The organism is Streptomyces sp. NPDC059895, assembly GCF_042731035.1.
In the GTDB taxonomy this organism is placed as follows: domain Bacteria; phylum Actinomycetota; class Actinomycetes; order Streptomycetales; family Streptomycetaceae; genus Streptomyces.
On sequence record NZ_JBHWKO010000011.1, the window covers coordinates 11,422 to 36,511 of the forward strand.

Below are 25,090 nucleotides of genomic sequence, written 5' to 3' on the forward strand. Positions count from 1 at the left end.
CCTGAGACGCGTTCCGAGGCGCGCACCCGGGGGCCGCCAGAGGAGGCCGCCAGAGGACCTCCGGGTGCGCGCCTCACAGCGGCGTCCTCACAGCCGCGTCCTCACGGCGGCGTCCTCACGACGGCGTCCTCACGGCGTCATGAGGATCTTCACCGCGCCGTCCCGCTTCCGCTGGAACATCTCGTACGCCTTGGGAGCCTCCGACAGCGGCAGCCGGTGGGTGGCGAAGTCGTCGACGCCGAGGGGGTCCTCTTCCGTGAGGTACGGGATGATGTCGTCGCTCCAGCGGCGCACGTTGGCCTGGCCCATCCGGATCTGGATCTGCTTGTCGAACAGGGTGAGCATGGGCATCGGGTCGGCCATGCCGCCGTAGACGCCGACCAGGGAGAGCGTCCCGCCGCGCCGCACCAGTTCGATGGCGGTGTGGAGGGCGGCGAGCCGGTCGACGCTGAACCGCTCCGCGAGGGGGCCGCTGAGCTTGCGCGGCAGCAGGGCGGAGGCGTTCTGGACGAGACGTGCCGCGGCGCTGCCGTGGGCCTCGGTGCCGACGGCGTCGATCACGGCGTCGGGGCCGCGGCCGTCGGTCTCGTCGCGGATCGCGGCGACCAGTTCCTTCTCGCTGTCGAAGTTGCGCAGGTCGTACGTCTCCACGCCCCGCGCGCGGGCCCGGCGCAGCCGGTCGCCGACCAGGTCCACGCCGATGACCCGCCCGGCGCCGCGCACCTGGGCGACCCGGCAGGCCATGTCTCCGATGGGTCCGAGGCCGAGCACGGCCACGGTGCCGCCCTCGGGGATGTCGGCGTAGGAGACCGCCTGCCACGCGGTGGGCAGGACGTCGGAGAGGTAGACGAAGCGGTCGTCGGGCGGCCCCTCGGGGACCTTGATGGGCCCGAACTGGGCCTGCGGGACGCGCAGGTACTCGGCCTGGCCGCCGGGCACCGCGCCGTACAGGCGGGTGTAGCCGAACAGGGCGGCGCCCATGCCCTCGCCGGTGACCTGGGTGGTCTCGCACTGCGTGGGCAGGGCGTTCAGGCACATCCAGCAGCCGCCGCAGGCGATCTGGAAGGGCACCACGACCCGGTCACCGGCCTTCAGGTCGGGGACGGCGGGGCCGACCTCCTCGACGATGCCCATCGGTTCGTGTCCGAGGATGTCGCCGGGGGTCATGAACGGGGTGAGCACCTCGTAGAGATGCAGGTCGGAACCGCACAGTCCGGTGGACGTGACGCGGATGACGGCGTCCGTCGGTTCCTGGATCTTCGGGTCGGGCACGGTCTCCACCCGTACGTCCCGCTTCCCCTGCCAGGTCACTGCCTTCATCGTGCCGCGCTCCCTCCACCGAGTTTCGGGGTCGGTCCCGCCGTGTCGGGGGGCCTGGTCCTGGGTTCCGCCCGGGTACCCGGCGGCGGTGCCCCGAACCGCGCGATGGCCGGACCCGGTACGCGTCCGCCGGGGCGCCGCAGGTCAGGAGGGCGTGACGACGGGTTCCACGGGATTGCGGAGCCCTTCGGTCGCGTCCGAGACCCGTCGGATGAGTTCGAAGAAGACGATCTGCTCCTCGGCGGAGAGCGGGGCCAGGAAGACCTGGTTCATCCGGGCCGTGCGCACGCTCAGCTTGCGGTGGACGCGCAGCCCCTCGTCGGTGAGGCGCAGCAGGAAGCGGCGGCCGTCCTGCGGGTCGCGGACCTTGTCGAGCAGTCCGCGCCGGCCGAGCCGGCTGATCACCTCGGCGATGGTGGAGCGGTCCAGGCCCACCCGCTCGCCCACGGTGCGCTGGTCCAGGCCGGGTTCGGCGACGAGCGCGTTCAGCACCGCGAACTGCGGTGAGGTGATCTCCTCGGAAACCATGGTGTTCCACAGCAGGTAGTGCGCCTGCTGCAACCGGCGGGCCAGGTGCCCGGGGTGGGAGGAGAGATCCACCGCGGCCATGTGCGCTCCCGAGATCGTATTCGTTGGTGCACTGAACGATACCGTGCGGCAGCCGGACCCGCCTTGGGACGGCCAATGTGATCTGACCTGCACTTTCACCGAGGTCTTGACGCTTCGCTCCCCCGATGGCAGCGTGAAGGACACCTCGCTGAAATAATCAGTGCCCTGATTAATTTACGACTCGGGCGCTCGGACGGATGGGGCTTCACGGATGGACAAGGTGGTCGCCACGGCCCTGGAGGCTGTGGCCGATGTGCCGGAGGGTGCGTCGCTCGCGGTGGGCGGCTTCGGGTTGAGCGGTGTCCCGAACGTACTGATCCAGGCGCTGTACGAGCGCGGGGTCGGCTCTCTGAGCGTCGTCTCCAACAACTGCGGGGCGATGGAGTCGGGGCTGGCGGTGCTGCTGGCCGCCGGGCGGATCGCCCGGGTGACCGGCTCCTACATCGGCGCGAACAAGGAGTTCGCCCGCCAGTACCTCGCGGGTGAGCTGGAGGTCGAGCTGATCCCGCAGGGCACGCTCGCCGAGCGGCTGCGGGCCGGCGGCGCCGGCATCCCCGCCTTCTTCACCCCGGCCGGGGTGGGCACGCAGGTCGCCGACGGCGGTCTGCCGTGGCGCTACGACGGGCAGGGCGGCGTCGCGCTCGCCTCGCCGCCGAAGGAGGTGCGGGAGTTCGACGGCACCGAGTACGTGCTGGAGCGGGGTATCCGCACCGACTTCGCGCTGGTCCGGGCCGCCAAGGGCGACCGGCACGGCAACCTGGTGTTCAACAAGTCCTCCCGCAACTTCAACCCGCTCGCGGCGATGGCCGGACGGGTGACGATCGCCGAGGTCGAGGAGCTCGTCGAGCCCGGCGAGATCGAGCCGGACGCGGTGCACCTGCCGGGGATCTTCGTGCAGCGCGTGATCGCGCTGACCCCGGAGCAGGCGGCGGACAAGAAGATCGAGCGGCGCACGGTCTCCGCGCCGGCAGAGGGAACGGTGGCCTGACCATGGCGTGGACACGGGAAGAGATGGCGGCCCGCGCGGCCCGCGAACTCCAGGACGGTCAGTACGTCAACCTGGGCATCGGTCTGCCGACGCTGATCCCGAACTACCTCCCGGCGGACGTGGAGGTGATCCTGGAGTCGGAGAACGGCATCCTGGGCACCGGCCCCTACCCCACCGAGGAGCAGGTCGACCCGGACCTGATCAACGCCGGCAAGGAGACCGTGACGGTCCTGCCGGGCGCCTCCTTCTTCGACTCGGCGCTGTCGTTCGGCATGATCCGCGGCGGGCACATCGACGTCGCCGTGCTCGGCGCGATGCAGGTGTCCGAGACCGGCGACCTGGCCAACTGGGCGATCCCCGGCAAGATGATCACCGGTATCGGCGGGGCGATGGACCTGGTCCACGGCGCCCGCACGGTCATCGTCGTCATGACGCACACCGCCAAGGACGGCAGCCCGAAGATCGTCACCGAGTGCGCGCTGCCCCTGACCGGCAAGGGCTGCGTGAACCGGATCATCACCGACCTCGGCGTCCTCGACGTCACGGAGAACGGGCTGGTCCTCGTCGAGACCGCGCCCGGGGTGAGCGCCGACGAGATCGTCGCGAAGACCGACGCCAAGGTGACCCTGACGGAGGAAGTGCAGTGAAGGACGTCTACATCGTCGACGCGGTCCGCACCCCGATCGGCCGCTACAACGGCGCCCTGGCCCCGGTGCGCCCCGACGACCTCGGCGCGCACGCCATCCGCGAACTCCTGGCCCGCACCCCCGAGCTGGACCCCTCCCGCATCGAGGACGTCTACTTCGGCAACGCCAACGGCGCCGGCGAGGAGAACCGCAACGTCGGCCGCATGGCCGCCCTCCTCGCGGGCCTGCCGACCTCCGTGCCCGGCGTGACGGTCAACCGGCTGTGCGCCTCCGGCCTGGAGGCGGTCGTCCAGGCGGCCCGCGCCATCGCCGTCGGGGACGCCTCGATCGCCGTGGCCGGCGGTGTGGAGTCGATGACCCGCGCCCCCTACGTGCTGCCCAAGTCCGACCGGCCGTTCCCGGCCGGCCACACCGAGCTGTACTCGACCACGCTCGGCTGGCGCATGGTCAACCCGAAGATGGACCCCCAGTGGACGATCCCGCTGGGCGAGTCGGCCGAACTCATCGCCGAGAAGCACAAGATCAGCCGCGAGCAGCAGGACGAGTTCGCGCTCGCCTCGCACCGCAAGGCGGCCGCCGCGCAGGCGCAGGGCCTGTTCGACGCCGAGCTGGCGCCGGTGACGATCCCGCGGCGCAAGGGCGACCCGCAGGTCGTCGCCGCCGACGAGAGCGTCCGCGCGGACGCCTCCCTGGAGGCGATGGCCAGGCTGAAGCCGTCCTTCCGCACGGAGAACGGCACGGTGACGGCCGGCAACGCCTCGCCCCTCAACGACGGTGCCGCGGCCCTGCTGCTGGTCGACGAGGAGGGCCTGGCGGCCACCGGGCGCGAGCCGCTCGCCCGCGTCCGCGCCACGGGCGTGTCGGGAATCGACCCGCAGTACTTCGGGCTCGCCCCCGTCGAGGCGGTCAACCGCGCGCTGGCCAAGGCCGGCAAGGGCTTCGGTGACCTGTCGGTGCTGGAGCTGAACGAGGCCTTCGCCGCCCAGGTGCTGGGCTGTGTGGCCGAGTGGCCCGAGTTCGACCCCGGGATCCTCAACCCGCAGGGCGGAGCGATCGCCCTCGGCCACCCGCTCGGCGCGTCCGGCGCCCGCCTCGCCGGCACGGTCGCCCACCAGCTCGCCCGCCGCGGAAGCGGCATCGGCGTCGCCACCCTCTGCATCGGCGTGGGCCAGGGCCTCGCCCTCGTCCTCGAACGCTAGGAATCGCCATGACTCTCACGCAAGCGGACATCGACCTGGAGATCGCGGCCGAGCACGCCGCGTACGAGAAGCGGGTCGCCGACGGCGCCCCCGTCGAGCACCAGCCGCGCCGCGACTACGCCCCCTACCGCTCCTCGGTGCTGCGCCACCCGAAACAGCCGCTGGTCGCGATCGACGTGAACAAGGACCCGGAGCTGGTGGAGCTGGCCTCCCCCGCCTTCGGCGAGCGCGACATCACCGAGATCGACAACGACCTGACCCGGCAGCACACCGGCGAGCCGATCGGCGAGCGCATCACCGTCTCCGGCCGGCTGCTCGACCGCGACGGCCGCCCGATCCGGGGCCAGCTGATCGAGATCTGGCAGGCCAACTCGGCGGGCCGGTACGCCCACCAGCGCGAGCAGCACGACGCGCCGCTGGACCCGAACTTCACCGGCGTGGGCCGCACCCTCAGCGGCGACGACGGCTCCTACCGCTTCACCACCATCCAGCCGGGCCCGTACCCGTGGCGCCAGCACGTGAACGCCTGGCGGCCGGCGCACATCCACTTCTCGCTCTTCGGCACGGCCTTCACCCAGCGCCTCGTGACGCAGATGTACTTCCCGAGCGACCCGCTGTTCCCGTACGACCCGATCATCCAGTCGGTGACGGACGACGCGGCCCGGCAGCGGCTCGTGGCGACGTACGACCACAACCTGTCGGTGCCGGAGTTCTCCATGGGCTACCACTGGGACATCGTGCTCGACGGCCCGAACGCCACCTGGATCGAAGAGGGACGCTGACCTGCCATGACGAAGATCGACACGAGCCGTCCCGAGACCGTGCTGCCCACCGCGTCGCACACGGTCGGCCCCTTCTACGGCCACGCCCTGCCGTTCCGCGGCGGCGAGGACATCGCGCCCCACGGGCACGCGGACACGATCACCGTGCACGGATACGTGTACGACGGTGAGGGCAACGGGCTGCCGGACGCCCTGGTGGAGCTGTGGGGTCCCGACCCGGAGGGCAACCTGCCGACGGCCGACGGCTCGATGCGCCGCGACCCGTCGTCCGGCGGCTTCCTGGGCCGCAACGGCGTGGAGTTCACCGGTTTCGGCCGCATCCAGACCGACGCGAACGGCCACTGGTACGCCCGGACGCTGCGCCCCGGCGCGCGCGGGCACAGCGCCCCCTACCTCAGCGTGTGCGTCTTCGCGCGCGGACTGCTGGTGCACCTGTTCACCCGCATCTACCTGCCGGGCGACGACACCGCGCTCGCGGCCGACCCGCTGCTCACCCAGGTGGGCGACCGGCGCGACACGCTGATCGCGCGGGACGAGGGCAACGGCACCTACCGTTTCGACATCCGCCTTCAGGGCGAAGGCGAGACGGTCTTCCTGGAGTTCCAGTGACACCCGCTGTCCCCGATGCCCCCTCCGACGCCGGTCTGCTCGCCCCCGGGTGGACCGGCGCCCCCGCCGCCTCCGCGACGAGCGACGGCGCCTTCCTGCGGGCGCTGCTCGACGCGGAGGCCGCGCTGACCCGCGCCCAGGCCTCCCTGGGCCTGGCCCCCGCCGAGGCCGCGGCGGCGGTCACCGAGGCCGCCGGCGCGGACGCCTACGACGTACGGTCGCTGGCGGAGCGCGCCCGCGGCGGCGGGAACCCGGTGATCCCCCTGGTCGCGGACCTCACGAAGGCGACCGGCCCGGAGTACGGGCCGTACGTCCACCGGGGGGCCACCAGCCAGGACATCATGGACACGGCGACCATGCTGGTCGCCGTGCGCGCCCTGGACCTCGTCCTGGCCGACCTCGACCGCACCCAGCGCGCACTGGCGCGGCTCGCCGCCGAGCACCGGGACACGGCGATGCCGGGGCGCACGCTCACCCAGCACGCCGTCCCGACGACCTTCGGGCTGAAGGCGGCCGGCTGGCGGTCGCTGGTGCTGGACGCGCGGGACCGCGTGACGGCCGTACGGGACGCGCTGCCCGCCCAACTCGGCGGCGCCGCCGGGACGCTGGCCGCCTTCACGGCGTACGGCGCCGCCGACGCGACCGCGCTGCCCGCCGCGTACGCCCGTGAACTGGGCCTGCGTGCCCCGCGGTTGCCGTGGCACACCCTGCGCACGCCGATCGCCGACCTCGCCGGATGCCTGGCCTTCACCGCCGGCGCGCTGGGGAAGCTCGCGGCCGACGTCCTCACCCTCGCCCGCACCGAGACCGCCGAGGTCGCGGAGGGCAGCGGAGGCGGCTCGTCGGCGATGCCGCACAAGGCCAACCCGGTGCGGTCCACGCTGATCGCGGCCGCCGCCCGGCGCGCCCCGCAGCTCGCGGCCACGCTGTACGGGTCGCTGGCGGCCGAGGACGAACGGCCGGCCGGGGCCTGGCACGCCGAGTGGGAGCCGCTGCGGGACCTGCTGCGGCTGGTGGGCGGGGCCGCCCGGGACGCCGCCGAACTGACGGAGGGCCTGCGGGTGAACGCGGACGCCATGCGCGCGCACCTCGGCCTCACCCACGGGCTGATCGTCTCCGAGCGGCTGTCCGCCGAGCTGTCGGCCGTGCTCGGCCGCGCCCGCGCCAAGGAGCTCCTCACCCGGCTCGCGCCGCGCACCTACACGGAAGGCCGCTCGCTGGCCGAGCTCCTCGCGGAGGAGCCCGAGTTGAAGGACGTCGACCTCGACGACCTCACCGACCCCGCCCGTTACACCGGCTCCGCCGGAGCCCTCACCGACCGTGCGCTGGAGCGACGTTGACCGAGAAGCTGCTCAACCACCGTGCCGAGGGGCCCGCTTCCGCTCCCCCGCTGCTGCTCGGGCCCTCCCTGGGCACCTCGTACGCCCTGTGGGACAAGGTCGCGCCCGAGCTGTCCGTCACCCACCGGGTGGTCCGCTGGGACCTCCCCGGGCACGGGGGCTCCGACGCCGGCCTGATCGGCCCCGGCGCCACCGTCGCCGACCTGGCCGGCCTGGTGCTGGATCTCGCCGACTCCCTCGGCCTGGAGCGGTTCGCCTACGCCGGGGTGTCGCTGGGCGGCGCGGTCGGACTGCACCTGGCGCTGCACCACCCCGAGCGGGTGGCGTCGCTCGCCGTGATCTGCTCGTCCGCCCACTTCAACGGGGCCGGGCCGTGGCAGGAGCGGGCCGCGCTGGTCCGGCGCGAGGGCCTGGCCGGCCTGGCGGAGAGCGCGGACGCCCGCTGGTTCACGCCCGGTTTCACCGTGCCGGAACTGGTCGCCGACCACCGCGACGCCGACCCCGACGCGTACGCCGCCTGCTGCGACGCGCTGGCCGCGTTCGACCTGCGGGAGCGGCTGGCGGAGATCTCGGTGCCCACCCTGCTGGTCGCCGGCCGGGAGGACCCCGCGACGCCGCCCGCGCACCTGCGGGAGATCGCGGACGCGGTCCCGGGCTCCGCGCTCACGGAGATCCCGGGCGCCTCGCACCTCGCGCCCGCGGAGCGCCCCGAAGCCGTGCTGACCGCGCTGCGCGCCCACTTCGACGGGGCCGCCGGCGGGGCGAAGCGGGGCATGGAGGTACGGCGGCAGGTGCTCGGCGACGCGCACGTGGACCGGGCGCAGGCCCGGCAGACGCCGTTCACCGCCCGGTTCCAGGACTTCATCTCGCGCTACGCCTGGGGCGAGATCTGGACCGACCCGACCCTCAGCCGCCGCGAACGCAGCATGATCACGCTGACCGCGCTGGTGGCGCACGGCCACTACGACGAACTGGCCATGCACGTCCGCGCCGCCCGCCGCAACGGCCTCTCCCCCGAGGAGATCGGCGCCGTCCTGCTCCAGACGGCCGTCTACTGCGGGGTCCCGGCGGCGAACTCGGCCTTCGCGACGGCCCAGCGGGTGCTGGCGGAGGAGGAGCAGGGCTGAGGCGCTTCGGCCCGGGCGTGCCCGGGCTCAGGCCGACTGGGCCCGAGGGCACAACGCCTTGCACCGCAGGGTCCGCGCCCGTGTCGAGCACACCTTCGCCCGCATGAAAGGGTGGAAGATCCTCCGCGACTGCCGCCTGACAGGCGACGGCGTCCACCCCGCCATGCTCGGCATCGCCCGCCTGCACGGCCTCAGGCGGGCGGGGTGACGCAGAAACCGGGCAGGCGGTCCATCACCGCCTTCCATCGAGGGGCCGCGCCTTCAGTGACTGCGTAGCATGAACCACGTGTCGAGCGAGGAAGTGATGCAGGACGGCGCCCATCGTCGGGTGGTGCGGATCGGTAATACGGTCCGCAGGCCCGTCCAGCCGTGGACACCCACCGTCCACGCGTTGCTGCGGCACCTGGAGAAGGTCGGCTTCGCCTACGCGCCGAGGCCGCTGGGAATCGACGACGAGGGTCGTGAGGTTCTCACCTTCATCGAGGGTGATTCGGGCCCGTCGGGCTGGGCCAGGGTCGTAGACCGGCCAGGCCTGAGGAACTTCGCCCGGCTGTTGCGCGACTACCACGATGCCTGCCAGAGCTTTTCACCTCCGCAGGGCGCGACCTGGTCCACGGACGAAGGGAGCCCAGGCGACGGCGTCGTCTGCCATGGGGATTTCGGCCCCTGGAATGTCGTCTGGCAGGGGAACCGGCCGGTGGGCATCATCGACTGGGATTTCGCCCGCCCGGCACCACGCTTGCACGACGTGGCCTATGCGCTGGAGTACGTCGCGCCGTTCCGCGACGACGCCGAGTGTCTGCGCTGGCTGCAGTACCCGGCTCCGCCCGACCGCCGTTCGCGGCTGGAAGACTTCTGCAGCGTGTACGGCCTCGACTCGACCGTGGGCATCGTCGACGCCGTCATCGCCAGACAGATGCACAGTGCCGACCTTGTACGCCGGCTGGCCGAGCAAGGGCACGAGCCTCAGGCCACCTGGGCCGCCGAGGGGCTCCTGACCGAACTCGAGAACAGGATCGACTGGAGCAAGGCGCACCGGCATCTGGTCGAGTAGCCACTGCACTCGCCCGCCCTTTCCGGCTGTCACAGCGGGCAGGTTTCGTCAGGCCGTGGCTGAGCGCCATAGCCAGCGGAGCGCATCGGGGAGGAGGACTCCGCCGTGGTTGGGGCTATGGCCACCGTCGCCGAGGACGAGACGGAAGTCGTAGCCCGCTTCCGCGAGAGCGGCTGCCACACGCAGATTGCCGGCGAGCCAGTTCCTTTCGGGCCCGTTCCAGTTGAGGTCGCGGTGGCCCGCTTGCATGAAGATGCGCAGCGGTTTGCGGGGGGCGTTGGGGATGAGGGCAGGGTACGGGTTTCCGTTCGGCATCTGCGTGAAGCTCGAGAGGTAGCAGATGACTCGCCGGAACTTGTCCGGGCGCATCCAGGCAGCCGTGAAGGCGCAGTTGCCGCCGCTGCTGCCACCGCAGATGCCCCACTGGTCGGCGTCCTCCACGATCGAGTAGCGGCGTGTGACCTGGGGGATGATCTCAGTCAGGAGAAAGGTGACGTAGCGGTCGTCGAACGCGTCGTACTCGGCGTTGCGGTTCTTCGGTTGTTCGGCGTTCCTGAGGACGCCGGGGTCGACGAAGACGCCGATGGTGACCGGGATCTCGCCACGGTGGATGAGGTTGTCCAACACGATGGCTCCGCGGACCTGCCCGTCCGGGTCCAGGTACCACCATCCGTCTTGGAACACCATCAGCGCCGCGGGTTCGGAGGGGTCGTATTGCGCGGGCACATGAACCCAGTACCGCCTCGTGGTGCCCGGGTAGACCGTGCTCTCGCACCAGTCGAACTCCACGGTCGAGCCGGCGGGGACGCCCGGCTGTACACCCGAATCGGGCCCGTAGGCGTAGCGAACGTCTTGCTGGTCGATGGGGAGCGGACGAAAGGGCAGCTCGATGGTCACGCCCGCACCTTAGAGATGCTGTCCGATCGTCTCAAAGGGATTGTGTGCAAGGCGTTCGTGCTCGCGGGCGGCATGGTGCCGCGCTCTGGGGGATGCCTGCGCGCGAGCGTCTCGGTGTGTGCGTCGAAGGCGGCGCCTTCGACGACTGGCGGATGTGCCGGTTCCCGATCCGCTGGGGCGATCGGCGCTGGGCCGGTGCGGCCGGCAGCGCGGCTGCTGCCTGCTCGTAGAGGCTGAATGTGGGGCAGTGTCCGGTGGGCGGCGGTGACCCGCTGGTCGGCGCGGCCCACCGCCCGCCGGTGGGCCCCGCTCCTACTCGCGTCCGCGTGCCTGTCCCGGTACGAGGCCCACCTGGGGTGCTCCGAAGGCGTCCAGGGCCTGTCGGGCCCGGGTCGTCAGGCCGTCGGCGCCGCAGGTGCGGGCGAGGGTCAGGCCGCGGTTGAGTTCGGCCACGGAGCGGGCCGCGATGCCGTGCTCGATGCGGGCGGCCGCGTGTTCGTACTGGCAGGGCGAGGACTCCAGGTAGGCGACCGCCTGGGCGGTGAGCCGGACGGCGCGCTGACCGGTCTCCAGGGCGGCGGCGCAGCGCAGGGCCTCGCCGATGGCGGTGTCGGTCCCGAAGCGCTCGGCCTGGCGGCGCGCGTCGGAGGCGAGCCGGGCCGCGCGGGCCGGGTCCTCGGTGGCGAGGGCCCGGGCGAGGTCGCCTGCCCAGGGGACCATCACGGGGTTGAGGTGCCCGCGGACGGCCGCCGCCTTCTCCGCCTCCTCCAGTTCGTTGACGCCCTCCTGGGTGCGGCCGACGGCGAGCAGCAGCCGGCCGCGCACCGAGCGGGGGTCGGGCAGGACGATCGTGGACGGGTACGGCGGGGCGAAGCCGTACTGGTCGGCGATCCGCCAGGCCTCCTCGACATGGCCGCGGGCGAGCAGCGTGTCGACGAGGTTGCAGGTCGCGGACCAGTACAGGGGCAGCCCGCGCCCGACGCGTTCGGCCAGGCGCAGCGCCTCCCGGAGGGACTCCTCGGCCTCCTTCAGCCGGCCGCGGCGGCGCAGGCCCAGACCGAGGTAGGCGTGGGCGAGGGCGAGGTGGCCGCCGCTCCAGCCGGCGGACTCGTAGGCGCGCAGGGCCTCGTTGAAGAGGGCCTCGGCGCGGTCGAGGCGGTCGGTGTAGACGTAGGAGCTGGCGAGCATCATCAGCAGCTCGATGCCCCACTCGGTGTCGGTCCAGCCGAGGCCGGGTGCCAGGCGTCCGTTGACGAGGGCGCGGTCGCAGAGCTCGACGACGACCTCGGCGTTCTCGCCGTGGGTCATGGCGTCGAAGCCGCGCAGGATGAGCAGGGCGCGCTCGGCGTTGTCGCGGCCGGTGCAGGTGGAGGCGAGCGCGGCGAGCTTCTGCGAGCGGCCCGGTGACGTGGTCTCCCCGGCGTGGATGCCCTCCCACATGAACTGCACGGCCTGGAGCCGCATCCGGGCCGGTCCCGGCGGCTGCCGGGCGGCCTCCGCCTCGACCGTGCGCACGGCCTCCTCCAACTGGTCGTTGTGCAGGAGCGCCTGGGAGAGGCGGTAGACGGCGTCGACGCGCAGGCCGCCGTCGAGGCCGGGGGCGGCGAGCGCCTCCCGCAGATGGCCGATGGTCCTGGCGGGCGCGGTGAGGAGGGTGGCGCAGCCGAGTTCGTAGAGCACGTGCGCGTGGACGTCGGGCCCGGGCGGTTCCTCCAGGGCGCGCTCCAGGCAGCGGCGGGCCGCTTCGGGGGCGCCGACGGCGACGTGTTCGCGGGCGGCCTCCCGCAACTGCTCGACGAGTTCCTCGTCGTCGTCCGGATGGACCTGGAGGAGGTGGCGGGAGGCGGCCGCGACACCCCGGCCGGCGTCCAGGACGACCTTCGCGGCGATCCCGTGCATGGCCCTGCACAGGCTTTCGGGGATGGAGTTGTAGACGGCGGTGGCGATCAGCGGGTGGACGAACTCCAGTCCGCCGGCCTCGGCGACGGGGCCCACCGCGGGGTCGGGGTCGGTGAGGATGCGGGCGCTGCGCAGCAGGTCGGCGCAGCGCTCGGCGTCGTCGCGGTTCATGCCGGCGAGCTTGGCCGCCTCACCCACGGAGATGTCGGCGCCGAGGATGGCGGCGGCCATGGCGAACCGGGTGGCGTCGACGCCCAGTTCCTCCAGGCGGTCGACGAGGCCGCCGCCGCGGGCCGCGCGGTTGAGGGGGCGCAGTTCGGTGGCCGAGGACTCGCTCGGCTCCATCGCGCCGTCCTGGACCTTGGCGAGGAGTTCGACGGTGTCGTAGGGGTTGCCGCCGGTGACGGCCCAGACCTCGCGGCAGAACGGGTCGTCGGCGTGCGCGCCCACGGTGGCGCGGGTCAGTCCGGCGACCGCGTCGGGGGTGAGGGCGCTGAGGCTGGTGACGGAGGATCCGGCGACGGCGGCGACGGCGGCGAGGTGGCGGGCGCTGTCCCCCTTGACCCCGCCGGGCCTGCGGGCCACGACGACGAGGACGGAGAGCTCGTCGAGGCGGTCGACGAAGGCGGCGAGCCAGCGCAGGGTCTCCTGGTCGGCCCAGTGCGCGTCGTCCACCAGCAGGACGAGGGGCCAGTCCCGCCGGGCCAGCCTGGTCACCGCGGCGACCAGGCCGTCGCACACGCCCTGCGGGTCGGCCTGGCCGGCGACGGGTTCCGCGATGCCGAGGGCGGGGCCGGCGATGTCGTACCAGTCGCCGAGGTACTCGCGGGCCTCCTCGGGGTGCAGGGACAGCAGCGCGGGCTGGAGCAGCTGCCGTACCACGTTGAAGGGGACGGACCTGAGGGTCTCGCCGCCGCGCGCCGACCAGACCGTGCAGCCCCGGGCCTCGGCGATACGGCGTGTCTCGGCCAACAGCGTGGTCTTCCCCAGCCCGGCATCGCCGCGCAGCAGGTGCACACGGCCCGAGGAGGACCGGTCGGAGCAGAGTGTCCCGACCGCCCGCTCGAGGGCGGCGACCTCCTCGTCGCGCTCCCACAGGGAAGCCGAGGCGGCCGCCGCCGGCCGTACCTCCGTCATCCTGCTACCTCCCCAAGTCGCCCGAACGGCGTACAGACCTTGAGCGTAGCCCTCCGGGGGCCGGTGCGGAGGGCGGTCCGCTCAGCTGTTGCCCCGCCGGGTGACGGGGTGCGGCCCGGGACGCCCCCGCGGGCCTGCGGAGGGGGCGCGTGGACGTCAACGGCGTACGGCGCGCGGCGAATTGACGTCGGTTTCACGCCACAGCGGCACGGGGTGCCGGACAGTGTGGTCGTACAAATACCCATCCCTCTCATACGACTTTCACCGACGCCTCATACGGTGGGGGCATGACGCAGGTGACTCCTCCCGGGTGGTACCCCGACCCCGGGCAGACAAGTGACGGTCCCGCCACCGAGCGCTGGTGGGACGGCGGGGCGTGGACGGACCGGACCCGCCCCGCGGGCTCGGCCGCCGCATGGGGTCCGTCGGCGCAGGAGCCGGCCGCCGGGCCCGGCCAGGTGTATCCGGCCTATCCGCCGTATCCCGGGGCACCGACCGGCCAGGGCGGACGGCGCGGGCTGCGCACCGGCATCGCCGTCGCGGCGGCCGTGGCGGTCCTGGCGAGCATCGGGATCGGCGTGTACGCGCTGACCAAGGACGACGGCGGTTCCGGCGGCACGGGGACCGCGCAGGGCCCCGGCGGCCAGGACGGTCCGGGCGGGTCGGGCGGCTCCGGCGGGCAGGACGGCGGCCAGGGCGGGCCGTTCGGCGACTCGGGCGGGTCCGGCGGGTCGGGCGGGTCCTCCCCCGCGCCGGAGGAGTCCGAGGCGCCCGAGATCAAGAGCGGCTCGGTGACGGACGCGCTCAACGGCATCAGCATCCCGATCCCGGACGGCTGGACCGGGCAGGAGCTGAGCGTGGGAGCGCAGATCACCTCCGACTCCTCCTACGAGTGCCCCGGCGACACGTCGAAGACGTGCACCAAGGGGGGCCTGTACTCGGCGCCCGCCGAGGCGCTGGGCACCGAGGGGGACACGGCGGAGGAGGTCGCGAAGGCGGACATCGCGGCCAACGCCGAGGAGTCCTACGGCGGCACCACCTACGGCGAGATCACCTCGCACCAGGTGCTGGCCTCCAAGGCGGTCACCGTGGCCGGGCAGAAGGGCTACATGGTCCGCTGGAAGGCGGTCACCAGCAAGGGCGCCGACGGCTACGTCGAGTCGCTGGTGTTCCCGGCGCCCGCGGACACCGAGCGGCTGGTGGTGCTGCGCTTCGGCGTGGACGCCGACCAGTCGGTGTCGGTCATCGACACCGTCACCAAGGGCATCGAGGTGGCCTCGGGCGGCGGCAGCGGCAGCGGACAGGACGTCTGAGCCGCCCCGGACACAGGTCGGCCGGGTGGGGCGCCCCTCCGCTCAAGGGGAACCCCACCCGGCCGGGGGGTGCGCGCCGCCCCCGTCCCCACGGTGCGGCGCGAGCAGGTCACCGTCCGGTCATCCCGCGGACGGCGGCCTGGGTCATGGCGCGAGGCCGAGCGCCGGCAGCATGACGGCCTCCACGAAGCGCAGCAGGTACTCCTCGTCGGCGTAGGTGCCGTCCACGACGGGACGGGCGCGGACGACGCCGAACATCTGGGCCGGGACGAACTCCAGCGCCGGGTGGCCGGCCGGGACCTCGCCGCGCTCGACGCCGCGCCGCAGGATCTCCCGCAGGGCGGCGATCTCCGGGTCGACGAGTGCCTCGCGCAGGGCCCGGGCGAGTTCCTGGTCCTGGGTGACCGCGTGACCGAGTGCCTGGAGCAGCTTGGTGTCGGCCATGGACCAGCGGGCCGCGGCCCGCGCGGCCTCGCGCAGGTCCCCGGCGAGCGTCCCGGTGTCGATGCCGGTCAGCCGGGAGCGGCGCCGGGAGCGCAGCGCGGCCACCACGAACTGCGGCTTGGTCCGCCACTGCCGGTAGAGGGTGGACTTGCTGCACCGCGTGCTGCTGGCGACCCCCTCCATGGTGACGGCCTCGTAGCCGCACTCGCGGATCTGTTCGAGGACGGCGTCGAAGAACTCCTGCTCACGCTCGGGCGTGAGCTTGGAGCGGCGCGAGGCGGTGACCGGCTCCGGTCCGTCCGCGGCCTGCGACGTCATCGCTGTGTCCCCTCGTGACTGTCGTTGCTGTCGTTGCTGTCGTTGCTGTCATCGCTGTGGTTGCTGTCATCACTGTCGTCCGCTGCCGCCGTTGCCGTCGGCGGTGTGCGCGGGCCTCCGGGGGCCCGACTCCAGTGTGTCCTACGCAATCGATACGCCAGTGTACCGGTACCGAGGCGTATCGGTACACTGGCGTATCGGTACGAGATCGTATCGATGGTGCATACACGGGTCTTGGGTCCACGCCGCACCTCCACACGCACCACCGTCATCGAAGGGGCCGGGGGATGAACGTCCGCACCGAGCCTGGGGACGCGGAGCCGGCCGCGCCGGCACGGCCTCCCGTGGTCCGGGAGCTGCTGCTCGTCGCAGGGCTCTTCCTCGTCTACAAGGCGGGACGGCAACTGGCCGCGGGCCACACCGCCGCGGCCTTCCGCAACGCCCACCGCGTGTGGGACGCCGAACGGTGGCTCCACCTGCCCGGCGAGGGCGCGGTGCAGTCCCTTCTGCTGCACGGCGACACCCTGGCCCGCGCCGCGAACACCTACTACGCGACCGTCCACTTCCCCGCCACCGCCGCCTTCCTGCTCTGGCTGTACCTGCGGCGCCCGGCGCACTACGTCCGGGCGCGGCGGACGCTGGCCGCCGTCACCGCCGCCGCCCTGGTGCTCCACCTCCTCTTCCCGCTCGCCCCGCCGCGGATGCTCACGGCGGCCGGCCTGGTCGACACCGCGCGGGTGTACGGCCCGTCGGTGTACGGGCCGCCCCAGACCGACCACCTGGCGAACCAGTTCGCGGCGATGCCCTCGCTGCACTTCGGCTGGGCGCTGCTGGTCGCGCTGGGGTTGATCGCCGCCACCCGGTCGCCCCTGCGGTGGCTGTGGCTGCTGCACCCCCTGATCACCCTGTTCGTGATCGTGGGCACCGCGAACCACTACTGGCTCGACGCGCTGGTGGCCGCGGCCCTGGCGGGCGTCGCGCTCGCGGCGGTGCGCGCGCCCCGACGCGCCGGCACCACGGCCGGATGCCGGCAGCGGCGGCCCGTCCCGGCCGAGGAGCGGGTGCTCGTGGGGGCGGGACGATGAGCGCCGCCCTCGTCGCCGTCGTGCTGTCACTGCTGTCGGCCGTCGCCTACGCGGGCGCGGCCGTCGCCCAGGAGCGGCTGGCCGCCCGCTCCCCGGGCACGGGCCTGCCGCGGCTGCTGGGCAGTGTCGCCTGGTGGGCGTCGGCGGGGCTCAACGGAGGTGCCGCGCTGCTGCACGTGGTGGCCCTCAAGTACGGTCCGCTCACCGTGGTGCAGCCGCTCGGCGCGCTCACCCTGGTCGCGGCCGTGCCGCTGGGGGCCAGGGTCGCGGGGCGGCGGGTCGGCACGGCCGAGTGGCGGGGCACCGCGCTCACCCTGCTGGGGCTGGCGGCGATCCTCGCCGCGGCGTCCGGGCCGGCGCCCGAGGACGTGCTCGGCGTGGGTGAGGCGATCACGGTGGCGGGGTCCACGGCCGCGCTCATCGGGCTGCTGGCGCGGCCGGGCACCCGCCCCGAGCTGCGGCACGCGACCGCGTCCGGGTTCGCCTCCGGCGTCGCCTCGGCGCTCACCCAGACCGTCACGGTGGCCGCCACTGACCGGTCGGACCCGCTGCTCAGCGTGCAGGTGGTGGGGGTGGCGCTGCTGGTCGCCGCGTTCGCGACGGCCGGGCTGCTGCTGTCGCAGACCGCCTACCGGGGCGGCCTCGGCGCCCCGCTCGCCGTGGTCACCCTGGCGAACCCGGTGGCCGCCGCGGTCATCGGCCTCGCGCTGCTGGGCGAACGGCTCCGGGGCGGGGCGACGGGCGTGCCGCTGGCGCTGGCGGGGGCGGCCCTCGCCGGGTGGGGCGTGGTGCTGCTGTCCCGGGCGGCGCCGGAGCCGGCACCGGTCGGCGGGGCGGAGCACCCAGTGGCGGTGGTACTCACGCCGGAGCCGGGACCGGCCGACGGTGCGGAGCACCCGGTGGCCTCGGTACCGACGCCGGCCAGCAGGGCGGAGCACCCGACGGCGGCCATGCTCACGCCGGAGCCGGAGCCGGCCGGCGGGGAGGAGCACCAGGTGGCGGCGGTGCTCACGCGGGATCCGGGACAGGCCGGCAGGGCGGAGCACCCGGTGGCCGCGGCGCCGGCGCCGGAGGCGGCGCTGGTCGGTGGAGAGAAGCACCCGGTGGCCGCGGCGCCGGCGCCGGAGGCGGCGCTGGTCGGTGGGGAGGAGCACCCGGTGGCGGCGGTGCTGGCACTGGAGCCGCGCACGGCCTCGCCCGAACCCGGGCTGCTGCCCCGGCGGACGGGCGGGCCGGGGCGCCCCGCCCCGCTTCAGGAGTCGGCGGCCGGGCCGGCGGCCGACGCCTGAAGCGGGGCGGGGCGGCGGGCTCCGTCAGCCGAAACCGCGCGAGTCCTGCTTGAGCGCGGTGTCCACGGTGAGCGCCGTGGCGACGACCAGGCTCAGCAGCGGCTCGGGCAGCTGGTAGTGGATCTGCAGGACGTAGTTGTCGGCGGTCGTGAAGAGCGTCTTGGCGAGGCCCTCCCAGGTCTTGGTGATCCGGGCGACCTCGTTGTCCGCGTGGTCGACGATCGCGAAGTTCCAGGCCCGCCAGTTCTCGGCCTTGATGGCGCCGACCTGCTGCCCGTTCGCGGTCATCGCGAAGTTGATCTTCCCGAAGACGTTCTGCTGGACGATCTCGCCGACCGGCTGACCGTCGGGGCGGGTGACGATCACCCGCGACTTGAAGACCTTCGCGGGCCGGGTCAGCAGCAGCACCGGCTGCCCGTGGGCGTCGCGGATCTCCAGCCTGTGCGTCAGGAACTGGTCGACGCTGGCGACGAAGCGCAGGACCTTGCGCAGCGCGCTCTGCCCGACCTGGACGACCGAGCCGAGCTGGTTGCCCTGCTGGTCCATGACCGTGTACTCGTTGGTGAGCTCGATCAGCTTGGCCTTCTGGTTCACCACCAGCACCGGCTCGCTGAAGAGCGTGCCGCCGCCGGCGCCGCTCGCGGCGACGCCGGCCTGCTGCTGCACCTGGCGCTGCACGCGCGGGTCGGGCCCGGCGGGCTGTGCGGGCACCTGGGCCGGGGGCTGCCCCGGCGCCGGCGCCTGCTGGTCGGCGTGGGTGTGCTCGGTCCACTGGGTGCCGTCCCAGTACCGCAGGGTCCGCACCGCTCCGTGGGGGTCCGGATACCAACCTGCAGGTGTGTTCGAATGCGTGGTCACCGGGGCACACTATCCCGAGCCCACCAGGACCTGACCAGTCCCCACGATGCGGTGTTCACCCGGCCTTTACCAGCGCATTGCCCTCATTCCGTGGCGATGGCGGGGTCGCTGACGCCGGGCCGGCCGTTCTCGACGTGTCCGGCGAACCGGCGCAGGAAGGCCGGATCCGCGTCCGAGGTGACCGTGAGGTCGTACCAGCGCCGGCTCGCGCTCAGGTCGACGGTGCGCTTGAGGACCGCCCCGACCCGCACCCGGACGGTCGTCGTACGGCCGCCGTAGCCGTCCGCCACCGTCAAGGCGGCGGTGCCGGAGCCCCGGTTGGTGAAGGTCAGCTCCAGCCCGTCGCCGACGTGCCGGGCGACCACCTCGCATCCGGCCTGCTTCGCTGCGCCCTGGAAGACCCGCAGGAAGCCGTTCGGGCCGTGCACGGTGAGGTCGTGGGTACCGTCGGAGCCGGCCGGGTCCCAGGTGTCGGAGATCTTCTTGCCGGCCTCGGTGGTGTACGTCCACGGCCCGTCCGTGCGGTTGCCGGAGGTGACGAGGAAGGCGGCACCGGCCCTGGGGCCGGAGGCGAAGGTGAGCGTGAGCGCCCCCGTGGCGGCGTCGGACGATCCGTCCACGGCGGGTGCGTACCCGAGCGGGCGGGTGGGCCGCAGGCCGCGCTCCTGACGGGGAAGGGCGCCCTCGGCGGGTGGGACGGGACGGTAGTCGGGGTGGCGCTCGCGGTCTTGGGGCTCGTAGCCGCCGGTGTCGGGCAGCGTGACCGGCCGGGCGTCGGTGCGGGCGAAGTCGAATGCCGCGGTGAGGTCGCCGCAGACGGTGCGCCGCCAGGGCGAGATGTTCGGCTCGCGCACCCCGAAGCGGCGCTCCATGAACCGGATGACCGAGGTGTGGTCGAGCGTCTCGGAGCAGACGTAACCGCCCTTGCTCCACGGGGAGACGACGAGCATCGGCACACGCGGGCCGAGCCCGTAGCGGCCGGCCGTGTGGGTCGCGCTGCCCGCGAAGAGGTCCAGCGAGACGTCGACCGTGGACCTGCCCCCGGCCCCGGACTCCGGCGGGAGCGGCGGCACCAGGTGGTCGAAGAAGCCGTCGTTCTCGTCGTAGGTGATGAACAGGGCGGTCTTCGCCCACACCTCGGGGTCGGAGGTGAGCGCGTCCAGCACCTGGGAGATGTACCAGGCGCCGTAGTTCGAGGGCCAGTTGGAGTGCTCGGAGAACGCCTCGGGGGCGGCGATCCAGGAGACCTGCGGCAGCGTGCCGGCCCGGACGTCCGCCCGCAGCCGGTCGAAGTAGCCGTCGCCGTTCTTGACGTCGGTGCCGGTGCGGGCCTTGTCGTACAGCGGGTCGCCGGGCTGCGCGTCGCGGTACGCGTTGAAGTACAGCAGCGAGTTGTCGCCGTAGTTGCCGCGGTAGGCGTCCTGGATCCAGCCCCAGGAGCCCCGCGCGTCGAGCCCGTCGCCGATGTCCTGGTAGATCTTCCAGGAGACGCCCGCCCGCTCCAGGCGCTCGGGGTACGTCGTCCAGTCGTAGCCGAGCTCGTCGTTGCCGAGGACCGGTCCGCCGCCCAGGCCGTCGTTGCCGGTGTGGCCGGACCACAGGTAGTACCGGTTGGGGTCGGTGGAGCCGATGAACGAGCAGTGGTAGGCGTCGCAGATCGTGAACGCGTCCGCCAGGGCGAAGTGGAACGGGATGTCCTCACGGGTGAGGTACGCCATGGTCGTGGTGCCCTTCGCCGGCACCCAACGGTCGTACCGGCCCCCGTTGTAGGCGGCCTGGCCGTCGGGCCAGCTGTGGGGCAGGCCCTCCAGGAACTGCATGCCGAGGTCGTCGGCGGTGGGGTGGAAGGGCAGCACCTCCTTGGTGCCGTCCGACTGGTACCACACCGGTTTGCCGCTCGGCAGCGTGACCGGATGCGGGTCACCGAAGCCGCGCACACCCCGCAACGTACCGAAGTAGTGGTCGAAGGAACGGTTCTCCTGCATGAGGACGACGATGTGCTCGACGTCCTCGATCGACCCGGTGCGGTGGTTCGCGGGCAGGGCGGCGGCGCGCTCGATGCTGCTCGCGAGCGCGCTGAAGGCCGTGGTGGCACCCGCGATCTGGAGGAAGCGGCGCCGGTTGACTTCGGGCATGGGTGAGAGACCTCTCGTACCAGGGGGAGGGCGACGGCCGGCCGGTGCCGTGACGGAGTGCGCGCGCAAGGAGTGTTCCAGGGGCGCACAACGCCAGGGAAGGGCCGCATGGCGCCGATGTGACGGGCGGCGGTACGGGGGGTGCGGGGTGGGCCGGGCGGGGGGTCGGGCTTGGCCCGGGCGAGGGGAGCAGGACGGTGGGCCGGGCGGGGAGCCGGGCCGGGGGCGGGGACCGGTCGGGGGCAGGGTGGGGGCAGGGCGGGGCAGGGTGGGGACCGGTCGGGGGCAGGGTGGGCCAGAAATCGGCGGATGGCCGAGATGTCCCGGGGGCCGGCGCGTCCACGGGGGCGGCCCACCGGTCCGGTACGCGCCAATACCGCCGGGGCGCCGCCTTTCCGGCCGTCCGCCCCGCATGCCCCGTAACCACGCGGGAAAGGACCCTTCACACGTTCCTCACATGCCGCGCACTTCCAGCCGATCCGCGCCGTGGAGGCGACCGGAGGTGCAGACGACGGGCGTGCCGCCTGCCTAGCCTCCCGGCCCATGCGATCACCACTGATGAGACGCCTCGGCCTCAGCGCCGTCCTCGCCGTCGTACTGGCCGTGTTCGGCCTGGCCCCCAGCGCGAGCGCGGACCCCGCGCCGGCCGAGCTGACGTTCGCCACCGACACCGCGACCACCACGCCCGGCGGCACGGTGAACCTGTCGATGACGATCACCAACAACAAGACCTACGACATCTGGTTCGTGTACCAGACGATCGACCCGACCTGGCTGACCACCCAGCGCCCCGACCTGAAGTACTCCTTCACCGGCTGCGCCCTGGCCACGGCCGCCGGCTCCACCCCCTGCTCCGGGACCGGGCCCGCCGACCTCGGCCCCAACTACGGCACCACCGTCCCGCCCGGCCAGAGCCGCACCGTGACGCTGACGCTCCAGATCGCCGCCGACTCCGGCTGCAACGGCAACGTCGGCTTCTACTCGTACTTCTACGCCGAGTTCAGCGACAGCACGAGCGTCAGCGGCGGTCCGGTGTACACCCCCGAGACCCGCGTGCTCTGCGCCTGACGGCCTCACGGGGTCCGGGCCGACACAGCGCGGACCGAGAGCGCGCGGGCCGACAGCCCGCGGGCCGAGAGCGCCCGGGGGGACGACGCCCGGGCGACAACGCCCGGGTCACAGCGCCCGGGTGACTCGAAAGCAGTCCTTGATCAGTCAGCACCGCGGTGTGGACCACTGGCACCGCACCCGGCGGACCCGACCGACCCGCCGGTGCGCCGCGCACGGCCCGGACCTGCACACGAACCACTCGCGCCCGTCACGCACCCCTCGCCCCGACGGGCGGCCGAACGCTCAATTCCGTTCCAAAAGCGCCCTGATGGACACCTGCGCTTTTCCGTCATGTTTCGCAGCATGACCGCAAAAGCTACACACAGACATCACCATGTGACGCGACGGATGCGTCGACGACCGGCTTCTGAGGGGGACGCCGGGGTCGCGCAAGGGGGTGCGTCCGCTCCACGGGAGCCGTGCCCACCCCTGCCCGGGAGGGGGACTTCACCGCATGAAGCGGACCATACGCACCGCCGTGCTGACGGCGGGCGTACTCATCGCCGCGCTGGGCCTGCCGGCCGGCGCGGCCCACGCCGACACCACCGCACCCCGCGTCGACCTGCGGGTGCTGGTGGTGAGCGACGGCGGCCCGTCGACCGACGCGATCGCGGCGGAACTCGACGCGGCGGGAACGCCGTACACCGAGATCGACCTGACCCGGTCCGACCGGACCGTGATCGACGCCGGGTTCCTCGCGGACACGGTGGACGGCCGGCCGCGGGCCAAGTTCCAGGCGGTCGTGCTGCCCAACGACAACCCGTTCGCGGCCGGTTCCGCCGAGATGGCGGCGCTCGCGGACTACGAGCGGACGTACGCCGTACCCCAGGTCGACGCCTACACCTACGCGCGTCCGGAAGCGGGTCTGCAGTATCCCGTGTACGGCGGCTACTCCGGCAGCGTCGACGGGACCGAGGCGTCGGTCACGGCCGCCGGGAAGGCGGGCCCCTTCGGCTACCTGGACGGGGCGGTGCCCTTCGAGGACAACGACCCCGCCGTGGGCGAGAGTTACGCGTACCTGTCGACGCCCGCGGCCGGCGCCGACTTCACCTCGTACGTGGACGCCCCGATCCCCGGCGGGACGACGCGGGGCTCACTGGTGGGCGAGTACCGGCACGACGGGCGGCGCGAGCTGGTCGTCACCTTCGTCTACAACCAGTACCAGCAGCAGTTCCGGCTGCTGGCCCGCGGCATCGTCGAGTGGGCGACGCAGGGCGTGCACCTGGGCGCCTCGCGCAACTACTTCGCCGTGCACGTCGACGACGTGTTCGCCGCCGACGACCGCTGGAACACCACCCTCAACTGCACGCCCGGCGACGTCGACTGCACCGACCCGAACGCCACCCCCGACCCGATCCGGATGACCCCCGAGGACGTCGACCAGGCCGTCTCCTGGCAGAACGAGCACGGTTTCACCCTCGACTTCGCCTACAACGGCGCCGGCAGCGTCGACCACCGGGAGGACAACGGCGGCGTCGACCTGCTCGCCGACGAACTGATCACCGACCGGGAGCAGTTCCGCTGGATCAACCACACCTACACGCACGCCTTCCTCGGCTGCGTGCAGGACACGACGGTGGTGCCCTGGCGGTGCGCCACCGACGCCGGCGGAGCCGTCCAGTGGGTGAGCCGCGCCGAGATCTCCGACGAGATCGCCACCAACCGGGTCTGGGGCGAGACGGCCGGACTGCCGCTGGAGGACGACGAGCTGGTCACCGGAGAGCACTCCGGCATGAAGGTGCTGCCGCAGCAGACCGAGGACAACCCCAACCTGGCGCTCGCCCTCGGCGACAACGGCATCGCCTGGCTCGGCTCGGACAACTCCCGTGAGCCCGCCCAGCGCGCGGTGGGCCCCGCCACCACCGTCCCGCGCTACCCGGTGAACGTCTTCTACAACGCGGGGCGCGCCGCCGAGCAGGTCGACGAGTACAACTGGATCTACACCAGCCGCGCCCAGGGCGGCAGCGGCATCTGCGAGGACAACCCGGCCACCACGACCTGTCTGGCGGCCCCGCTCGACCCGGCCACCGGCTACACCGGGCACATCGTGCCGCTGGAGACCCGGATCGCCCTCGGCCACGTCCTCGCCAACGACCCGAAGCCGCACTTCATCCACCAGTCGAACCTGGCCGAGGACCGGATCGCCTACCCCGTGCTCAGCGGCGTCCTCGACGGCTACGCGGCGCTGTTCGCCGACGACACCCCTGTGGTGAACCTGCGGATGAAGGACATCGGCACCGAACTCCAGCGCCGCGCCGCCTGGCGGGCCGCCCTGGACGCCGGGCAGGTGACCGCCTACCGCGTCGGCGACACCGTGACCGTGGAGGCCCCGGACGGGCTCGCGCTCACCGCGACCCTGCCCACCGGCACGACCCTGGCGGGCGCCGCCTTCGGCCAGGCCTACGCGGGCGCGGTGTCCGGGTGGACGCCGGCCGGCGGCACCCCGCTCACGTTCGCCCTGCCGGCCGCCGCCGACGCCGCCGCCGACGAACCGGCCGCCGGCACCGCGTCGGCCGCCGCCACCACGTCGGCGGAGGTCACCGCGCCCGCGCCGGACACCCGCGTCCCGGCGGGCGCGACCCGGCAGGTGCCGTACACCGCGCGCGACTGAGGCGGCGGCGCCCCGGCTCCCGGACGCGCCCGGGAGCCGGGGCGCAAGCCGGTCGGTACGCCGGTCGGTACGCCGGTCGGTACGCCGGTCGGTACGCCGGTCCGCGATCCGGTCCGCCTCTCCGCCGGCAGGCCGGTCCACGGACACGCCGGCCAACCGGCCCAGGGGCTGGGCGGCGGACGGGTCTACGGACCTGTCGGCGGACGGGTCTTGAGACCGGTCGGCGGACGGGTCCAAGGACCGGTCGGCGGACGGGTCTTGAGACCGGTCGGCGGACGGGTCCAAGGGCCGGTCGGCGGACGGGTCTACGGACAGGTTC

19 protein-coding genes and 2 pseudogenes are annotated in these 25,090 nt (G+C 73.3%); 14 read left to right on the top strand and 7 right to left on the bottom strand.

Annotated elements, in window-relative coordinates; translation table 11 throughout:
• Positions 1–129 precede the first annotated feature (129 nt).
• Entirely contained in the window at positions 130–1,320 is a 1,191-nt protein-coding gene (locus ACFV9M_RS15300) for a zinc-dependent alcohol dehydrogenase (RefSeq protein WP_385075355.1), read from the bottom strand.
• A gap of 144 nt (positions 1,321–1,464) precedes the next feature.
• Positions 1,465–1,929: a MarR family winged helix-turn-helix transcriptional regulator gene (locus ACFV9M_RS15305; protein ID WP_385075352.1), complete on the bottom strand. Its 465-nt coding sequence runs from the start codon at positions 1,927–1,929 to the stop codon at positions 1,465–1,467.
• Between the two features lie 211 nt (positions 1,930–2,140).
• Between ACFV9M_RS15305 and ACFV9M_RS15310 the strand changes: the two genes are divergently transcribed.
• The 9 genes and pseudogenes from ACFV9M_RS15310 (at position 2,141) to ACFV9M_RS15350 (ending at position 9,675) form a co-directional block, all read left to right on the top strand.
• Positions 2,141–2,917 (top strand): CoA transferase subunit A, encoded by a 777-nt coding sequence (locus ACFV9M_RS15310; protein WP_385075349.1) that lies wholly within the window; start codon positions 2,141–2,143, stop codon positions 2,915–2,917.
• Between the two features lie 2 nt (positions 2,918–2,919).
• Positions 2,920–3,564, top strand: coding sequence for a CoA transferase subunit B (locus tag ACFV9M_RS15315; RefSeq protein ID WP_385075348.1), 645 nt, complete (start codon positions 2,920–2,922; stop codon positions 3,562–3,564).
• Positions 3,561–4,763, top strand: a complete 1,203-nt coding sequence (locus ACFV9M_RS15320; protein ID WP_385075345.1) for a thiolase family protein — start codon at positions 3,561–3,563, stop codon at positions 4,761–4,763. Before ACFV9M_RS15315 ends, ACFV9M_RS15320 begins: the two co-directional genes overlap by 4 nt.
• Before the next feature lie 8 nt (positions 4,764–4,771).
• Positions 4,772–5,545, top strand: a complete 774-nt coding sequence (gene pcaH, locus ACFV9M_RS15325) for a protocatechuate 3,4-dioxygenase subunit beta (RefSeq protein WP_385075342.1) — start codon at positions 4,772–4,774, stop codon at positions 5,543–5,545.
• 6 nt (positions 5,546–5,551) lie between these two features.
• The gene (gene pcaG / locus ACFV9M_RS15330; RefSeq protein ID WP_385075339.1) at positions 5,552–6,154 is read left to right on the top strand and encodes a protocatechuate 3,4-dioxygenase subunit alpha; all 603 of its coding nucleotides are present in this window, start codon (positions 5,552–5,554) and stop codon (positions 6,152–6,154) included.
• A complete protein-coding gene (gene pcaB, locus ACFV9M_RS15335; RefSeq protein ID WP_385075336.1) occupies positions 6,151–7,494 on the top strand; it encodes a 3-carboxy-cis,cis-muconate cycloisomerase in 1,344 nt (447 codons plus the stop codon). The genes pcaG and pcaB overlap by 4 nt, the downstream gene beginning before the upstream one ends.
• Complete coding sequence (gene pcaD / locus ACFV9M_RS15340) at positions 7,491–8,621, top strand: 3-oxoadipate enol-lactonase (protein WP_385075333.1); 1,131 nt, start codon at positions 7,491–7,493, stop codon at positions 8,619–8,621. Before pcaB ends, pcaD begins: the two co-directional genes overlap by 4 nt.
• Positions 8,605–8,829: pseudogene (locus tag ACFV9M_RS15345) on the top strand (transposase); the annotation flags it as partial. The gene pcaD and the pseudogene ACFV9M_RS15345, both read left to right, overlap by 17 nt.
• 78 nt (positions 8,830–8,907) lie before the next feature.
• Positions 8,908–9,675 carry an aminoglycoside phosphotransferase family protein gene (locus ACFV9M_RS15350; protein ID WP_385075331.1) on the top strand — a complete coding sequence of 256 codons (768 nt, stop codon included), beginning with the start codon at positions 8,908–8,910 and terminating at the stop codon, positions 9,673–9,675.
• 48 nt (positions 9,676–9,723) lie between these two features.
• On the opposite strand, the gene ACFV9M_RS15355 is transcribed toward ACFV9M_RS15350, so the two are convergent.
• Complete coding sequence (locus ACFV9M_RS15355; protein WP_385075328.1) at positions 9,724–10,572, bottom strand: alpha/beta hydrolase; 849 nt, start codon at positions 10,570–10,572, stop codon at positions 9,724–9,726.
• 312 nt (positions 10,573–10,884) lie between these two features.
• The gene (locus ACFV9M_RS15360; RefSeq protein WP_385075325.1) at positions 10,885–13,608 is read right to left on the bottom strand and encodes an ATP-binding protein; all 2,724 of its coding nucleotides are present in this window, start codon (positions 13,606–13,608) and stop codon (positions 10,885–10,887) included.
• Positions 13,609–13,895: 287 nt separating this feature from the next.
• Here ACFV9M_RS15360 and ACFV9M_RS15365 point away from each other — a divergent pair, with 287 nt between their 5' ends.
• A complete protein-coding gene (locus tag ACFV9M_RS15365) occupies positions 13,896–14,921 on the top strand; it encodes a DUF2510 domain-containing protein (RefSeq protein WP_385075322.1) in 1,026 nt (341 codons plus the stop codon).
• 144 nt (positions 14,922–15,065) lie between these two features.
• Here ACFV9M_RS15365 and ACFV9M_RS15370 read toward each other — a convergent pair whose 3' ends face one another.
• Complete coding sequence (locus ACFV9M_RS15370; protein ID WP_385075321.1) at positions 15,066–15,683, bottom strand: TetR/AcrR family transcriptional regulator C-terminal ligand-binding domain-containing protein; 618 nt, start codon at positions 15,681–15,683, stop codon at positions 15,066–15,068.
• A 287-nt stretch (positions 15,684–15,970) separates the two neighbouring features.
• Between ACFV9M_RS15370 and ACFV9M_RS15375 the strand changes: the two genes are divergently transcribed.
• Both ACFV9M_RS15375 and ACFV9M_RS15380 read left to right on the top strand, forming a co-directional pair.
• Positions 15,971–16,768 (top strand): phosphatase PAP2 family protein, encoded by a 798-nt coding sequence (locus tag ACFV9M_RS15375; RefSeq protein WP_385075318.1) that lies wholly within the window; start codon positions 15,971–15,973, stop codon positions 16,766–16,768.
• A pseudogene (locus ACFV9M_RS15380) lies at positions 16,765–17,688 on the top strand (hypothetical protein); the annotation flags it as partial. The gene ACFV9M_RS15375 and the pseudogene ACFV9M_RS15380, both read left to right, overlap by 4 nt.
• A 393-nt stretch (positions 17,689–18,081) precedes the next feature.
• Here the strand turns inward: ACFV9M_RS15380 and ACFV9M_RS15385 are convergent.
• Positions 18,082–18,915, bottom strand: coding sequence for a phospholipid scramblase-related protein (locus ACFV9M_RS15385; protein WP_385075315.1), 834 nt, complete (start codon positions 18,913–18,915; stop codon positions 18,082–18,084).
• A gap of 83 nt (positions 18,916–18,998) precedes the next feature.
• A complete protein-coding gene (locus ACFV9M_RS15390) occupies positions 18,999–21,050 on the bottom strand; it encodes a phosphocholine-specific phospholipase C (RefSeq protein WP_385075313.1) in 2,052 nt (683 codons plus the stop codon).
• A 543-nt stretch (positions 21,051–21,593) separates the two neighbouring features.
• Between ACFV9M_RS15390 and ACFV9M_RS15395 the strand changes: the two genes are divergently transcribed.
• Together ACFV9M_RS15395 and ACFV9M_RS15400 are read left to right on the top strand one after the other, a co-directional pair.
• Entirely contained in the window at positions 21,594–22,118 is a 525-nt protein-coding gene (locus tag ACFV9M_RS15395; protein WP_385075310.1) for a hypothetical protein, read from the top strand.
• Positions 22,119–22,614: 496 nt separating this feature from the next.
• Complete coding sequence (locus tag ACFV9M_RS15400) at positions 22,615–24,771, top strand: hypothetical protein (RefSeq protein WP_385075307.1); 2,157 nt, start codon at positions 22,615–22,617, stop codon at positions 24,769–24,771.
• The last annotated feature ends 319 nt before the right edge of the window (positions 24,772–25,090 follow it).

Coding starts and splice junctions, on each gene's coding strand:
- ACFV9M_RS15300 (WP_385075355.1), bottom strand. CDS start 1,320: ATGAAGGCAGTGACCTGGCAGGGGAAGCGGGACGTACGGGTGGAGACC.
- ACFV9M_RS15305 (WP_385075352.1), bottom strand. CDS start 1,929: ATGGCCGCGGTGGATCTCTCCTCCCACCCCGGGCACCTGGCCCGCCGG.
- ACFV9M_RS15310 (WP_385075349.1), top strand. CDS start 2,141: ATGGACAAGGTGGTCGCCACGGCCCTGGAGGCTGTGGCCGATGTGCCG.
- ACFV9M_RS15315 (WP_385075348.1), top strand. CDS start 2,920: ATGGCGTGGACACGGGAAGAGATGGCGGCCCGCGCGGCCCGCGAACTC.
- pcaH (WP_385075342.1), top strand. CDS start 4,772: ATGACTCTCACGCAAGCGGACATCGACCTGGAGATCGCGGCCGAGCAC.
- pcaG (WP_385075339.1), top strand. CDS start 5,552: ATGACGAAGATCGACACGAGCCGTCCCGAGACCGTGCTGCCCACCGCG.
- ACFV9M_RS15360 (WP_385075325.1), bottom strand. CDS start 13,608: ATGACGGAGGTACGGCCGGCGGCGGCCGCCTCGGCTTCCCTGTGGGAG.
- ACFV9M_RS15365 (WP_385075322.1), top strand. CDS start 13,896: ATGACGCAGGTGACTCCTCCCGGGTGGTACCCCGACCCCGGGCAGACA.
- ACFV9M_RS15370 (WP_385075321.1), bottom strand. CDS start 15,683: ATGACGTCGCAGGCCGCGGACGGACCGGAGCCGGTCACCGCCTCGCGC.
- ACFV9M_RS15375 (WP_385075318.1), top strand. CDS start 15,971: ATGAACGTCCGCACCGAGCCTGGGGACGCGGAGCCGGCCGCGCCGGCA.
- ACFV9M_RS15390 (WP_385075313.1), bottom strand. CDS start 21,050: ATGCCCGAAGTCAACCGGCGCCGCTTCCTCCAGATCGCGGGTGCCACC.
- ACFV9M_RS15395 (WP_385075310.1), top strand. CDS start 21,594: ATGCGATCACCACTGATGAGACGCCTCGGCCTCAGCGCCGTCCTCGCC.
- ACFV9M_RS15400 (WP_385075307.1), top strand. CDS start 22,615: ATGAAGCGGACCATACGCACCGCCGTGCTGACGGCGGGCGTACTCATC.